At 48.0% G+C, this 13,637-nt stretch carries 10 protein-coding genes; 5 read left to right on the top strand and 5 right to left on the bottom strand.

Annotated features, from left to right (window positions below):
* Positions 1-37: 37 nt before the first annotated feature.
* Together ACU37H_RS12055 and ACU37H_RS12050 are read left to right on the top strand one after the other, a co-directional pair.
* Entirely contained in the window at positions 38-1,810 is a 1,773-nt protein-coding gene (locus ACU37H_RS12055; RefSeq protein ID WP_472704116.1) for a MutS-related protein, read from the top strand.
* A gap of 307 nt (positions 1,811-2,117) precedes the next feature.
* On the top strand, positions 2,118-2,888 hold the full coding sequence (locus ACU37H_RS12050; protein ID WP_472704118.1) for a DUF3575 domain-containing protein: 771 nt from the start codon (positions 2,118-2,120) through the stop codon (positions 2,886-2,888).
* Positions 2,889-2,891: 3 nt separating this feature from the next.
* Here ACU37H_RS12050 and ACU37H_RS12045 read toward each other — a convergent pair whose 3' ends face one another.
* Complete coding sequence (locus tag ACU37H_RS12045) at positions 2,892-3,536, bottom strand: DinB family protein (protein ID WP_472704120.1); 645 nt, start codon at positions 3,534-3,536, stop codon at positions 2,892-2,894.
* Positions 3,537-3,604: 68 nt separating this feature from the next.
* Complete coding sequence (locus tag ACU37H_RS12040) at positions 3,605-4,978, bottom strand: aldehyde dehydrogenase family protein (protein WP_472704122.1); 1,374 nt, start codon at positions 4,976-4,978, stop codon at positions 3,605-3,607.
* A 325-nt stretch (positions 4,979-5,303) separates the two neighbouring features.
* Here ACU37H_RS12040 and ACU37H_RS12035 point away from each other — a divergent pair, with 325 nt between their 5' ends.
* Positions 5,304-5,777, top strand: coding sequence for a nucleoside deaminase (locus ACU37H_RS12035; RefSeq protein WP_472704124.1), 474 nt, complete (start codon positions 5,304-5,306; stop codon positions 5,775-5,777).
* A 15-nt stretch (positions 5,778-5,792) separates the two neighbouring features.
* Here ACU37H_RS12035 and ACU37H_RS12030 read toward each other — a convergent pair whose 3' ends face one another.
* On the bottom strand, positions 5,793-7,265 hold the full coding sequence (locus ACU37H_RS12030) for a RagB/SusD family nutrient uptake outer membrane protein (RefSeq protein WP_472704126.1): 1,473 nt from the start codon (positions 7,263-7,265) through the stop codon (positions 5,793-5,795).
* 55 nt (positions 7,266-7,320) lie between these two features.
* Positions 7,321-10,509 carry a SusC/RagA family TonB-linked outer membrane protein gene (locus ACU37H_RS12025; protein WP_472704128.1) on the bottom strand — a complete coding sequence of 1,063 codons (3,189 nt, stop codon included), beginning with the start codon at positions 10,507-10,509 and terminating at the stop codon, positions 7,321-7,323.
* A 185-nt stretch (positions 10,510-10,694) separates the two neighbouring features.
* On the opposite strand from ACU37H_RS12025, the gene ACU37H_RS12020 reads away from it, so the two are divergent.
* Complete coding sequence (locus ACU37H_RS12020) at positions 10,695-11,300, top strand: superoxide dismutase (protein WP_472704130.1); 606 nt, start codon at positions 10,695-10,697, stop codon at positions 11,298-11,300.
* 68 nt (positions 11,301-11,368) lie between these two features.
* Here ACU37H_RS12020 and ACU37H_RS12015 read toward each other — a convergent pair whose 3' ends face one another.
* The gene (locus ACU37H_RS12015; RefSeq protein ID WP_472704132.1) at positions 11,369-12,055 is read right to left on the bottom strand and encodes an SIMPL domain-containing protein; all 687 of its coding nucleotides are present in this window, start codon (positions 12,053-12,055) and stop codon (positions 11,369-11,371) included.
* Between the two features lie 304 nt (positions 12,056-12,359).
* Here ACU37H_RS12015 and ACU37H_RS12010 point away from each other — a divergent pair, with 304 nt between their 5' ends.
* Positions 12,360-13,580: a beta-ketoacyl-[acyl-carrier-protein] synthase family protein gene (locus ACU37H_RS12010; protein WP_472704134.1), complete on the top strand. Its 1,221-nt coding sequence runs from the start codon at positions 12,360-12,362 to the stop codon at positions 13,578-13,580.
* The last annotated feature ends 57 nt before the right edge of the window (positions 13,581-13,637 follow it).

The raw sequence follows: 13,637 nt of genomic DNA, 5'->3' as shown, positions 1-13,637 counted from the left end.
TTCCTTTATTTTTAAACGAAATTTTTCATAAAAGACCATGGATATTTATAAAAGCAGGTACGAGACCTTTCATTCAGAAGCAGAAAAACTGAAAACCCGGCTCAGCTGGTTGAGCTTCATCAGGCTCTTGTGCTTCCTGCTTTCCATCTACCTGGTTTATCTATCAACCCAGACCGGCACGGCTATCACCATTATCAGCGCCATCCTGCTCTTTGCCGCGTTCCTGATCCTTGTAAAGCAGTATGGGAAACTACAGCAACAGCAACAGTACTATAACGCGCTGGCTGCATGGAATCAGCGGGAACTGGAGTTTATAAGAACCAATATATCACCTTACGATACGGGCGAAGCATACGAAGACCCCCACCATCCTTATTCTTATGACTTAGACCTGTTCAGTGAAGGAGGGTTATTCTCTTACCTCAACCGGTGTAGCACTTCTTTCGGAAAAGAGCGGCTGGCGCAGGATCTGCTGCAACCCGATGTTTCTCTGATCCCCCAAAAGCAGCAGGCCGTTAAAGAACTATCAGGGAACTTAGACTTTCGCCAGCAATTGTATGCACACGGAAGTCTCCATCAAACTAAAAAGAAAGATCTCGAGCGATTGATACACTGGATAGATGGCGATACCCGGCTGATCAATAGCGCCTTGTATTATGTACTAATGATCTTTCCCATCGCCACCATAGGCAGCCTGGGATATTATTGTTTCACCGAGAATGAATTTGCGCTATCGCTCTTCATGAGACTGTTTGTGGTCAACCTGATCATTGCCGTCACCTTCAGCAAGAAAATCACTTCGCAACTGTCGGTATCTTCTTCCGTGACCAAGATTCTGCAAAACTATCGCAACCAGCTTCAACTGATCGAAAAGACCAGCTTTAGCGCGCCTTTGTTAAATGCCTGGCAAAAGGAACTGAAAAAATCCGGCATCTCCGCTTCAACGCTCATCCATCAATTGGCATCGCTCTTCAATTATCTCGAAACAGTGGTCAACCTGGTGGTCAGTATATTCTTAAACGGCTTGTTTCTCTTTCACGTACATATTTTGTTCCGGCTGGGTCACTGGAAAAAGCAACATGCACACAAGATCAAAGAATGGCTGCAACTGATCGGTCGCTTTGAATCTTTAAGCAGCCTGGCCAACCTGTCCTTCAACAACCTTTCCTTCTGCTTTCCTGAAATAACGGACAGTCCGGCCTTTAAGGCCAATCAGATGGGACATATCCTGGTGAAGCCGGCCAAAAGAGTGTGCAACGATGTTTCTTTCGATCAACAAAAATTTGTGATCCTTACCGGCTCCAATATGAGCGGTAAAAGTACATTCTTAAGAACCCTGGGCTCCAATCTCATGCTGGCCAAAGCGGGTGCTGCCGTATGTGCCGCCTCCTTCCGGTGCTATCCTTTCGACATTTTTGTGAGTATGCGCATCACCGATTCGCTGCAGGACGATGAGTCATTGTTTTATGCCGAGCTGAAGCGGCTGCACGCCATTATAAAAAGCCTGGAAAACGGAGGTCAATCCTTTATCATTCTCGACGAGATCCTGCGCGGCACCAACAGCAATGATAAAAGAAATGGCACGATCGGCCTGATCCGGAAAATGGCAGGGTTTAACACATTTGGCATCATCGCGACACACGATGTGGTAGTCGCCGATCTGATCAAAGAATATCCTGACTTCATTGCCAACAAAGCCTTTGAATCAACAATCATCGGGGAGGAGCTGCTGTTTGATTACAAGCTTAAAGATGGCGTATGCAATACGCTTAGCGCCAGCTACCTGATGAATAAGATGGGAATTATTTGATGCGATAAGGCCGAAGTCAGAAGTCGGAGGTCAGAGGTTCGAGGCTGGTGATCAAAGGGCTTTTATTATTTTTTGAGCGTTTGTGCCGTCCATCTGGCTACAGCTTCCTGCACGGGGCTGCAGGCTGGTTTAACCGGGGGCTGCAGCTGCTTCAACCAAAGTTGCAGTTGCCCCAACCGGAATCGCAGTTACTTCAACCATGATACAGTAGCTTCAACCCACTCAACCTCCTCACTTCGGACTTCCGACCTCCAACTTTCCTTCAAAACCAGTATCTTGAGGAAGAATCACAAACCGGTTATCACACATGAAAGCCTTCATTCTTTCCGTTTTGGTGATGAGCGTTTCGCTTTTCACTAATGCTCAATCTACGACCGTGGAAGCCATATCGCCCGGCGCCTCCGCCAACCTTATAAAGTTCAACGTCACATCCCCTATTCTGAAAAATTATTCGTTGCAATACGAAAGGATCATTAACAAGCGGATATCCGTGGCTTTGGCTGCGCGCATCATGCCCGCCACTTCTATACCTTTTAAAGGGTGGATCAAAAGGGAGGTCATTGCCGATGACAACCAGCTGGTGACTGACATCATCAACCAGGTAAACTTCAGCAACTTCGCGCTTACACCGGAAATGCGCATTTACCTGGGCAAAAAAGGTTATGGCCAGGGGTTTTATGTAGGCCCTTACTACCGGTATGCCTCCTATAAAATGCGTTCGACCACATTGTCTTACGAAGTGCAGAACGATCAGCGGTATGATTTGACGGTCTCGGGAGACCTTAGTACCAACACAGCAGGCCTGCTGGTGGGTGCTCAGCTGCCGCTCAGTAAGTCATTCAGCATTGATCTTTGGATCGCAGGACCCGGCATTGGCGGGGCTTCAGGCGATATCACCGGCGTGTCCAATCAAACCTTGCCTGCAGAGGCCCAGGATGAACTGCGCGATTACCTCCAGGATGTTAATATACCCTTTGCAAAAGAATCGATTACCGTTAATGCCAACGGCGCAAGAATGGATATCAGCGGTCCCTGGGCGGGAATCAGAACAGGAGTGCTGATTGCGTTCCGGTTTTAATAGTCACTCGCCGCCTGGTTTTGCGCCCGGCAACCGGCTTTTCAACCAGGTGATTTGCCCCCTATGATTCGATTCATGTTCACATACATGAAACCATTTCCAATACGTATTTACCGAACGCTTTTCGTTGGACCATTTCTTGTCGATCTCCATCAGCCATCGATCATCTTTCGTTTTTAGTATTGTCAGGGTTTTTTCACGGACTTCTGTTATCAGGTCGATATAATAGGATAGTTCCTTCCCTTTAATATGCCGGCGGCCGGCATCGCCCAGGTTCATAGCCTCATTCCAGATCTTCTTTTCTTCCTCGTTAAAGTCCTGGCGTCCCTCGAAAGTATTGGCCTGGTAAAAAACCTCGGTAGCACCCAGGTGCATCAACAAAGCGCCGATGGTATTGGCTTGCGGATCATGAAGGTAATCCAGGTCTTTCATGGTCATGCCCTTCGTCACGCCGATGATGGTGCTCCGGTTATAATTGAGCATGGACACCAAAGTGCCGACCTGCGCCGTGTAGCCTTCTTTCGGGCCGATGACCATCAGCTCGTCGGGCGGAGTAAATATATCGGAGTGCCCGGACGCCCACGACGATAAAGGGCCCGCACTTGCTGCTGCCAGCATGGTTTTGGAGAGAAAGTTTCTGCGGTGCATAGAATGGCTTTATGTATTAAAGGTAATGAAATCGCCCGTCAAAAAGATCAGCACAAATAATCCGCATTTTAGCGAATCAGTTTTTTCAGGATACCCAATTTCCCTTTAAAAGACGGATAGGCAATTGCCAGATCGGGCCAGGTGGCCGCCTTTAACACTGCTTTCTGATGGCTGAACGTTTCCATAGAGAACGGGCCATGATAGCGTCCCAGGCCACTATTGCCGCGGCCGCCGAAAGGCAGGTTCTTGTTGAGATAGTGCATGGCTACGGCATTGACACAGGCACCTCCGCTGGGAACCCTTTTCAGCCAGGCATCGGCTTCTTTGCTGTTGCGCGTGAAAACATAAAAAGCGAGCGGATCAGGATGGTTACGGATGACGGCTAACGCGTTCGCGTCATCAGTGTAGGCCAATACGGGTAGTATAGGCCCGAATATTTCTTCCTGCATGATAGCGGCATCAGGATCCGGCTCGTCGACCAGGGTAGGGGCGATGTAACGACTGGATTCGTCGTAGGTTCCACCCACCAGTATGTCGGCCGATTGCAGATAGCCTGTTAACCGGTCGAATTGTTTTTTATTGATGATGCGGCCGTAGTCGTAGCTCTGCTCCGGCTGCTCTCCGTAAAACCGGGCGATCGTTTGCTCAACCGCTTTGATAAAGGCTGCCTTTACGGACTCATGTACCAGGACATAATCGGGTGTAATGCACATCTGGCCTGCATTGGAGAACTTAGCCATTACAATCCTTCTTGCGGCCAGGTCCAGATCCGCATCAGCCGCCACCACGCAGGGACTTTTGCCTCCCAGTTCCAGTGTTACCGGGACCAACTGTTTTGCCGCCAATTGGTAGATCACCTTACCGACCGCCGTTCCACCTGTGTAAAAAATATGATCGAAGCGAAACCCACTCGTCATTTCAGGAATTACAACGGATCCTTCACCGATGGCATATGAAACATATTTCAGATCAAAGGCTTCAGCAATGATCTTATGCATGACCGCCTCCGTTGCTGAAGCTACTTCGCTCGGCTTTAATACCACACAGTTACCTGCGGCAATGGCGCCAATCAGTGGAACAAACAATAACTGGAAAGGATAATTCCAGGGAGCAATGATCAGCACCACACCCAAAGGTTCAGGCATGATATAGCTTTTGCCGGGCAAATTCACCAAGTTAGTACTTACTTTGCGCGGCTTCGCCAGTCGATCGAGGTGTTTAAGAAAGAAGCTAATCTCTGACAAGACAAGGCCCGTCTCGGTGACCCACACTTCTTCCTTGCTTTTCCGCAAATCCTTATACAGCGCATCATTCAGCCCTGTTTCATATTTTTTAATGACGCCCATCAGTTTTTTTAACTGCGCTTTCCTGAATGGGATCGGTTGAGTGGCGCCGCTCAAAAAAAAGTCCCGCATCATATCGAGTGAAGGAATATGGGTCATGACCAATTATTTTAGCTATACATCAGGGAAAATTAGCCATGTGACTATTCTGATCCCGGAGCAATCCTGCTAATGAAGCAGGGTGCAGAAAATTTTAAATTTATTATGTTTTTTATCACAGACTCCTCAAAGAGAATGAAGAAAATGTAAAGCCCATGAACCATCACCAGTCAACCGGCTTTACCTATTTTTGTCTGAAGATAGAAAAGATTTGAATGACGGATCAAAAGATCCGGGGTATACATCTTTAGATGTATGATGTTTTATCACCAGATTTTAACAGCCCCGAAGAAGAGTTTTATCACCGACCCATTAAAAGACCATCATGTACACGGACGAATACTTTATGCAACTGGCGTTGAAAGAAGCGATGCAGGCTTTTGAAGAAGATGAAATACCGATCGGCGCGGTCGTTGTGCAAAATAATAAAGTGTTGGCCAGGGGATACAACATGACGGAAAAGCTGAATGATACCACGGCGCACGCGGAGATCATTGCACTGACGTCGGCGTTTAATAACGTCGGATCCAAGTACCTGCCAGACGCTACACTGTATGTAACGGTGGAGCCCTGCGTCATGTGTTCCGGTGCTTTGTACTGGAGCAAGATCAGCCGCGTGGTTTGGGGCGCCTCCGATCCCAAGAACGGCCACCGCAAACATTTTGCACCGCTTGCAGAGAATCAAACATCAGGCGTAGGGTGGCCGCCTTTTCATCCGAAGACCAGCATCACGACTGGTATTTTAGCATTTGAATGCGCGAACCTGATGAAAGAATTCTTCAAATCGAAGCGGAAGTAATGTTTCCGAAGCCAATCAATAGCCTTCATTCTGCTGGTCACCAATCTTAGGGTTGGCATTGATCTCATCCACCGGGATAGGCAGGATCGCCTTTTCAAAGGTCCGCGTAATGGTTTTAGGCCGGGTCGGCACAGTAATCCCTAATATTTCATCATTGAAAGTAATCGACCTGTTCAGACGGAGCATATCAAAATAGCGAACACCCTCCGCGAACAGCTCCTTACTTTTCTCCTCCAGGATCATATCTAATGTAATATTGGCGGCCGTAGCGGGCGCAAGCCCCGGGGCTCTCTTCCTGATGGCATTCAGATATCCTGTAGCTTTCACCTTATCGGTCGGCAATGCGGCTTCTGCAGCGATGAGATAGATCTCGGAAAGCCGGATCACTTTGATATTGACGGCCGTAGCCGTAGCTTTCCCATCCCCCGACAGGTCGACACTGCCGCTATATTTATAGCAGGCGCCTAAACGCGGATTGGCCGTGGTGGATATTTCATCATCGTCCATAATACCCCATCTTACATCCGCCGGATCCTGACCAAGGCGGTCCAGGAAATAATCGCTCGCACCAAACCAACCCAAAGCGCTGCTGTTCCCATGTTCCTTTCTTCTTAAATAGAATCCAAGCGATGCAACACCCAGGTCACCTTCATTGGGAAAGACACCCAGTTCAAAGATCGATTCAGAGCCGAATTGGCTTGCCCAGGAATCGACCCAGTTCGCATTGGTATATAAAGTATATCCTCCATTCTGGATGACGTCTTCAGCTGCGTCAAGCGCCGCCGCGCCATTGCCCATAGTCAGGTACACTCTTGCCTGTATGGCGCGGTTGCCATAATAATTGAGATAGCCATTGGTTTTTGTTTTCGCCAGTAATGGTGCTGCATCGTTCAGATCTTTCAATATCTGCGTATAGTTTTCTTCTACCGAGGCTCGCAGCGGCTGCGCCGCGGCGTCTAAAGGTGTGAGAATATTAGGCACGCCAAAGGAAGACCGGTCATCGGTATAAGACCTCCCGTAGATCCGAACCAGGTCGAAATACATCAATGCCCGCGCGGTCAGGGCCTGTCCTTTGTACGTATCGAAATCCTCGATGGATCCTGCACTTTCAAGATTTTCGATGCTTTTGATCAGGCTGTTCGCCTGCAAAATGTTATTATAGATCGTTGACCAGAAGCCGGAAAAACTGTTGGAGTTGGCGGTATGATTGAAGGTGTATAGTGCATCAGAGCCCCTGCCTTGTGAATACAATGTCAGGTCTCCACCTTTTGCGTCACCGTACATAAACATGTTGCGGCCGTAGTAGTTGACGCTGGTCATATTGCGCATGATCCCATTGACCATCACTTTAGCATCTGCTGCGGTTTGAACAGAAGTGGTGGCGTCTGTCGAATTGGAAGGCTTCACGTCAAGAAAGCCCTTGCCACAGGAGCACAGCGTGATAGCGGAGGTCATTATCAGGAAGCGTTGTATAATCGATTGTTTCATCAGTAAATTTTTTGAATGGTTACTTTTCAGAATGCTGTATGTCATCTGATTGATACTAAAAACTCACCTCAATGCCGAAGGTGAATGTTTTAGCAAAAGGCACTTCCCAGCCTCTTGTTGCATACTGGTTGACTTCGGGATCTGCGAGTTTGTATCTGGAAAAGGTCAGAAGGTTGGTCGCATTAAAGAATACACGCGAGGTGCTCAGCCCCACCCTGCTCAACAGCGTACGCGGCAAGCGATAGGCCAGCGTCGTATTTTTTAAACGCAGGAAGGTAGCATCGTGCAACTGACGGGTACTGTATTGTATCGGATCGGTAAGATCACTGCCGCTTAGTTTGGGAAGCGTACCGGACGGGTTGTCATCGGTCCACATATTCTCATAGTAATCGGCTGATCTGATCCGCTCCCAATAATACCCGTCATCTGCAACATCCTTGTAAGCGCCATCATACAGTTGCCCGCCCAGCTTATAGATCAGATTCAGATTCAGCGACACCCCTTTCCACTCCAAATCGCTGTTGATACCGCCATACACATCGGGTATGCCATCACCAATAATCTTCCTGTTGGCATCGCTGTAAGCGTAAGTAGCGCCGCGGCCGTTGAATTCAAATTCACCTGCCATCGGATCTGAAGCATCATTTACATACCAGACGTTCCGCCCGTTTTCAGGGTTAACTCCGGCCCATTCGTACCCGTAAAAAGACAAGGTCGATTCGCCTTCGCGATAGATAAACTGCGCCCGGGCATCTCCGCCGGTGGGATCATTCCAGATGATATCCTGGCCCGCCGCAGCGCCTGCCTGCCGGTAAAGCCGGGTGACCTCCGATCGCAATAAGGTGGCGTTCAAACCCAGGTTCCAGCGCAGATCTTTTTTACGTATGATATCAACGCCAAGATTGATTTCGACACCGCTGTTCTTTATTTCCCCCACGTTCCTGAGCGTTGAACCAAAGCCGGTCACCATGGATATAGGTACGTCCTGTAGCAGATCTTTGGAGATACGGTTGAAATATTCTACCGAACCGGTGATGCGTTCCTGCAAGAATCCGAACTCTGCCGCGATATTGGCGCTGTAACTCGTTTCCCAGTTCAGGTTGGCATCTGCAATGGAGATCACACTTCCGCCGGCCTGCTCCATATATTTATCGGTGAAGCCAGTGAGCGTCCTCCATCCGAAATCAACAGAGGGGAAAGTGGCGTTTGTGCCGTAAGACCCCCTGAGTCTCAGGTTGCTGATGAAGCTGTTTTCGCTCAGGAACTTTTCATTGTAAATATTCCAGGCGCCGCCGAGTGACCAGAAGTTCTGCCAGCGATTCGCCGGGCCCAGGCGTGAGTTACCATCGCGCCGGACGGAGGCAGACAAGAAATACCGTTGATCATAATTGTACTCGGCTCTTGACAACACTGATTGCATGTTGTATCCCCAACTGTACGCGCTGGCATTGGTTTGACCGGCAGTCACCACTGTGTGCAAAGCGCTGGACGGAAGGTCAGTACCAGACGAGCGCATGAAATCAGTCACATTCTTTTCCGCCTCGTAACCCGCGAGCACGTTTACGTTGTGCATGCCAAATGTCTTATTATAGTTCAGCGTAGTGGAAGAAACAAGCTTGTTATAATTAGTCGTTAGCTCGTGGACTGCGCCATTGGTATTTTGCCCGTTGAAGTGTTTAGCACTGAAATAAATATGTTCCTTGACCTGAGAGTTGTTGTAAGAAAAGATCGTCTTTGCAAAAAGTCCGTCCATGATATTTAACGTTAACGCTTCAACGGCAGACACATTCAGCTTACCCGATGTATTCTCCCATTCGTTGTCATAATACACATTGTTCTGCGCCAGGCTGCCATAGCGGGCGGTAAAAGGAAGGCCGGTCTTATAATCGGTTGGCCAATATAGAGGCCACAACAGGTTTCTCGATTGATACAAATAGTTGCCGCCTGAGTTTCGCGTGTCATTGAAACCTGACTTATCGTCTTTGCTGATCCCTACATTGCTTGAAAGCTCCAGCAGCTTCCCGATTTTCTGGCTCACGTTTAACCGGCCGGAAATTCTTTCAAAATCGTTGACGGCGATGCGGCTTTGATCCTTGGTGTAGGATATGGAAGAGTAATACCGGGTCTTATCTGTTCCGCCACTGACAGACAAATCGTTGGTTGTAAAATAACCGGTGCGGAACAACACATCATCCCAGTTAAAGTATTGACCCTCGCGGTTTACCAGGCCATCGGTCATCCCTTTGATCGATACATTTTCGTATCGTCCTGTGCCACTGGTTTCAAAATAGTACCCGTGTTTATTGAATTTCGTATTCAGGCGACTCAATGAATTGCTGTTAGCGTATGCTTCTGTTCTACCTCCGGTGATATTATAATCGTAAAAAACCTGGTACAGCATATTCACTTGTGCCTGCACGTCTGCCGCTTCGTAATTGTCGGTTGCCCACGAAGGTGTAAACCCGTACGAAGTCTTAAAGCTCACTGTCGGAGCACCTATCTTTCCTTTTTTGGTTGTAACAATCACAACGCCATTGGCGGCCCTGGAGCCGTATAAGGAAGCAGCGGCAGCGTCTTTGAGCACGGTAACGGATTCAATATCATCGGGATTAATGCTGCTGAGAATATTATTACTGGTATAAATATAATCACCTGACTGACCGGCCGATCCGGAAACGACCGGAACGCCGTCCACTACATAGAGCGGATCCGGCGAAGCGCTCATGGAACCAATGCCGCGAATCCTGACGGACGGCGTAGAACCCGCCTGCCCGGAGCTTTGCGTGACCTGCAGACCTGCCACGCGGCCATTCAGCGCATTTTCAAAAGACGTCGTGGGGACATCTTTAATTTTAGAAGCGTCCACGACAGCCGCCGCACCGGTATAAGTGCTTTTCTTCGCAGTGCCGTAAGCTACAACGAAGACTTCATCCAGATCAGCGGTAGCGCTTTGGTTAAGAACAATTGCTAATGTCAACTGCTGTCCTACATCAACACGGGCGGTGGCGTAGTTGACAGCGGATACTTCCAACGTAATGTTGTCACCGCTTACCTCCAGACTGAAGGTTCCGTCAGCACCCGCGATGGTGGTATTGTTGGTGTTGACTTGCCGGACGGTGGCATTGGGAATCGCTTCCGCACTGGCGTTTTTGACCGTGCCCGTGATTTGCCGGGTTTGGGCGAGAAGTACGATCGGACATAAGCACAAGAGGGCTAAAAAGAAAAGGAGGGCTTTTTCCTTCATAAAGGCAGATTTTAGTAGTCTTAAGGATGTGTTAAATATAAGTTATAAAAATGTAAACTTAGCATCCTCCTTTTTGGAATAGTATTTGAGCCATTAAGGTGGCGAAGTCAACTATCTCGTTTTAAATTCGTTATATTGCCAAGCAAACTTTTCATTATTTAATCATTATAAAAAATTTTAAGATCATGGCATTTAGTCTACCTGCCCTTCCTTATGCTAAAGAAGCTTTGGAACCGCATATTGATGCTCAGACAATGGAAATACATCACGATAAGCACCATCAGGCCTATGTTGATAATTTGAATAAAGCGATTGATGGAACGGAGCACGCAGAGAAGTCTTTGGATGATCTGGTGAAGAACGCCGGAAGCATTTCTCCCGCGGTTCGCAATAACGGCGGTGGCCATTGGAACCACACTTTTTTCTGGGAACTGTTAACGCCCGGCGGCGCTACTGAACCCTCAGGTGCATTAGCTACGGCTATTAACGAGGCTTTTGGCTCCCTGGGCGCGCTGAAAGAGAAAGTAAACACGGCCGGCGCTACCCGCTTCGGAAGCGGCTGGGCATGGATCATCGTAAAAGATGGCAAGCTGGAGGTGACTTCTACGCCGAACCAGGACAATCCTTTAATGGACGTGGCTGAAGTAAAAGGCACCCCGATCCTGGGGATTGATGTATGGGAGCATGCTTACTACCTGAAGTATCAAAACAAAAGACCTGATTACCTAAAAGCAATCTGGAGTGTGATCAACTGGGATAAAGTAGCTGAGAAATTTGAAGCGGCTCAATAAGTCCTTTCAATATATAAAAAGGGCTGGAAGGCGTTAAAATCCTCCAGCCCTTTTTATTTTGAGCCAATCTATAAGATCTCAAACCGGCACATCACAGTGGCCTCTACTTTAAGGTTTTCAAAATTCAGGTCCGCCGCATCGCCTGCTTCCCTGGCTTTCGCTTCAAACATCACGGTATTGGCATATACAGGTCTTGCGAAAACATTTTGCTCCTGGATGTATAAGGCTTTACCGGCCTTTTGCCCGATACTTTCACAAAGTAAAGCGGCCTTTTCCTTCGCTGCTTTGATCGCCTTGATCTTCACTTCCTCGCGATACTCTTCAATTTTGCTGCTCTCCAGTTTTTCAATGCTTGCGTTAGAAATACCTATTTCTTCCAAAGCCAGGAACACGCGCCCTGCGGTTCTGCCGTCATGAACGATGATCTGGTATTGTTTGCTCAGCAACACCTCTTTTGATAAAAATCCGTTTTTGAGATTGCTCGCCAGGTCCTTAATCATTACATCTTTCTTGGTATCGATACCCAGGGACTGCAATTTCTGCAGCATTTGTTTTTCCTGTTCAGGAATAGCATTCTTGTTCTTACTGTCTTTCTCGTTTAGCAACACCTGAATATAGATCTTATCAGGTGTAAACTCCATTTCAGATTTACCTGTCACCTCGATATAGTTCTTGTCAATAAAATTCTTTTCGCCAATCTGCGCGAAAGCGCTCACTGAAAATAAAATGGCGACTGCTGTTAAAAGTTTCTTCATTTGAATAAGATTTAATTGTCTAAAATTTCCTTTAGGATGAGGTTAAAAAATAAATTACACAGCTGTTTACAAAACTTTAGGCTTTAAGGCGGTTTGAGTTAATTATTGATCAAACTCTAAAGTTCATGCAACTCTCCGGGCTTTTTGAGCAACATTGCCTGTCGCTCGCCGTCGTGTCAATAAATAGCTATTCGCACTCACAGAGACGGGAAAAGAAGCGGAAGTGTGGCAGCGCATCAATAAATCGTCCTGATCCGATAGAAACCTCGGATCAGAAATAAGAAATGGGATTACTTTTGCATACATGAACAGAGTAGTGATTACAGGCATGGGCATTTACTCCTGCATCGGTAAAAATCTGGACGAAGTGACCGCCTCGCTGAAAGCCGGCAAGTCGGGTATCATCTTCGATCCTGTCCGTAAAGAGTTTGGCTACCGGTCAGCGTTAACAGGCTGGGTAGAACGCCCCTCGTTGAAAGGTTTGCTGGACCGCCGATCCCGGATCATGCTTCCGGAGGAAGGCGAATACGCATATATGGCGACCACGGAAGCGCTTAAAAACGCCGGTATTGACGAAGCTTTCATCAGCCAGGCACAGCCCGGTATTTTATATGGTAATGACAGCTCTGCAAAAGCCGTTGTTGAGTCAACAGATCTTATACGAGAGAAGAAAGACACGATGCTCGTAGGTTCGGCCGCTGTGTTTCAGACGTTGAATTCTACGGTCACTATGAACCTGGCTACTATCTTCAAATTGAAGGGGATCAATCTGACCGTAAGTGCGGCCTGTGCCAGTGGTTCTCACGCGATCGGCCTCGCCTATGTTCTGATCAAAATGGGATTGCAAAATTGTATCATTGCCGGCGGAGCCCAGGAAATCAACCATTTATCCATGGGGACTTTTGACGCCCTGGGTGCGTTTTCAGTAAACGAAGGCGAACCGGAAAAAGCCAGCCGGCCTTTTGATAAGAACCGGGACGGTTTGATCCCGAGCGGCGGCGCAGCCACTGTCGTAATCGAGAGCCTCGAAAGCGCGCAAAAGCGTGGCGCGCCCATCATCGGAGAGATCATTGGTTATGGATTTTCTTCCAACGGAGAGCATATCAGTAATCCGACCATCGCCGGCCCGGCAAAGTCTTTACGCATGGCGCTGAACGATGCGGGCCTGCCTCCGGAAGCGATCGATTATATCAACGCGCACGCTACCAGCACCCCCGCAGGTGACGCCAGTGAAGCGCAAGCGATTCATGAAGTGTTTCAAAACTGCAACACTCCTGTAAGTTCCACAAAATCAATGACCGGTCATGAATGCTGGATGGCGGGTGCCAGCGAGATTGTCTATTCGTCGCTGATGATGCAACAAAATTTTATCGCACCCAACATCAACTTTGAGCAACCTGACGAGGAAACACAGCATCTGAACATCATAAAAAAAACCACAGAAAAAAATATAAACGTATTTTTGTCCAATTCTTTCGGATTCGGTGGAACTAATTCTACCCTAATTGTGAAACGATTCCCTTAGCAGTCTGGGCAGGGATTGCAGTACCAGGGAATGTTGTCGGCAGAAGCTTTTGATTCT

The sequence above is a fragment of the Niabella sp. ZPM-14 genome (assembly GCF_055693045.2).
The sequence above is the reverse complement of the archived record's forward strand: the minus strand, read 5'-3'. Positions and strand labels throughout refer to the sequence as shown.

Excerpts from the sequence above, each read along its gene's own strand:
- ACU37H_RS12050 (WP_472704118.1), top strand. The coding sequence starts at position 2,118 with ATGAAAGCCTTCATTCTTTCCGTTTTGGTGATGAGCGTTTCGCTTTTC.
- ACU37H_RS12035 (WP_472704124.1), top strand. The coding sequence starts at position 5,304 with ATGTACACGGACGAATACTTTATGCAACTGGCGTTGAAAGAAGCGATG.
- ACU37H_RS12020 (WP_472704130.1), top strand. The coding sequence starts at position 10,695 with ATGGCATTTAGTCTACCTGCCCTTCCTTATGCTAAAGAAGCTTTGGAA.
- ACU37H_RS12010 (WP_472704134.1), top strand. The coding sequence starts at position 12,360 with ATGAACAGAGTAGTGATTACAGGCATGGGCATTTACTCCTGCATCGGT.
- ACU37H_RS12055 (WP_472704116.1), top strand. The coding sequence starts at position 38 with ATGGATATTTATAAAAGCAGGTACGAGACCTTTCATTCAGAAGCAGAA.
- ACU37H_RS12040 (WP_472704122.1), bottom strand. The coding sequence starts at position 4,978 with ATGACCCATATTCCTTCACTCGATATGATGCGGGACTTTTTTTTGAGC.
- ACU37H_RS12045 (WP_472704120.1), bottom strand. The coding sequence starts at position 3,536 with ATGCACCGCAGAAACTTTCTCTCCAAAACCATGCTGGCAGCAGCAAGT.
- ACU37H_RS12015 (WP_472704132.1), bottom strand. The coding sequence starts at position 12,055 with ATGAAGAAACTTTTAACAGCAGTCGCCATTTTATTTTCAGTGAGCGCT.
- ACU37H_RS12025 (WP_472704128.1), bottom strand. The coding sequence starts at position 10,509 with ATGAAGGAAAAAGCCCTCCTTTTCTTTTTAGCCCTCTTGTGCTTATGT.
- ACU37H_RS12030 (WP_472704126.1), bottom strand. The coding sequence starts at position 7,265 with ATGAAACAATCGATTATACAACGCTTCCTGATAATGACCTCCGCTATC.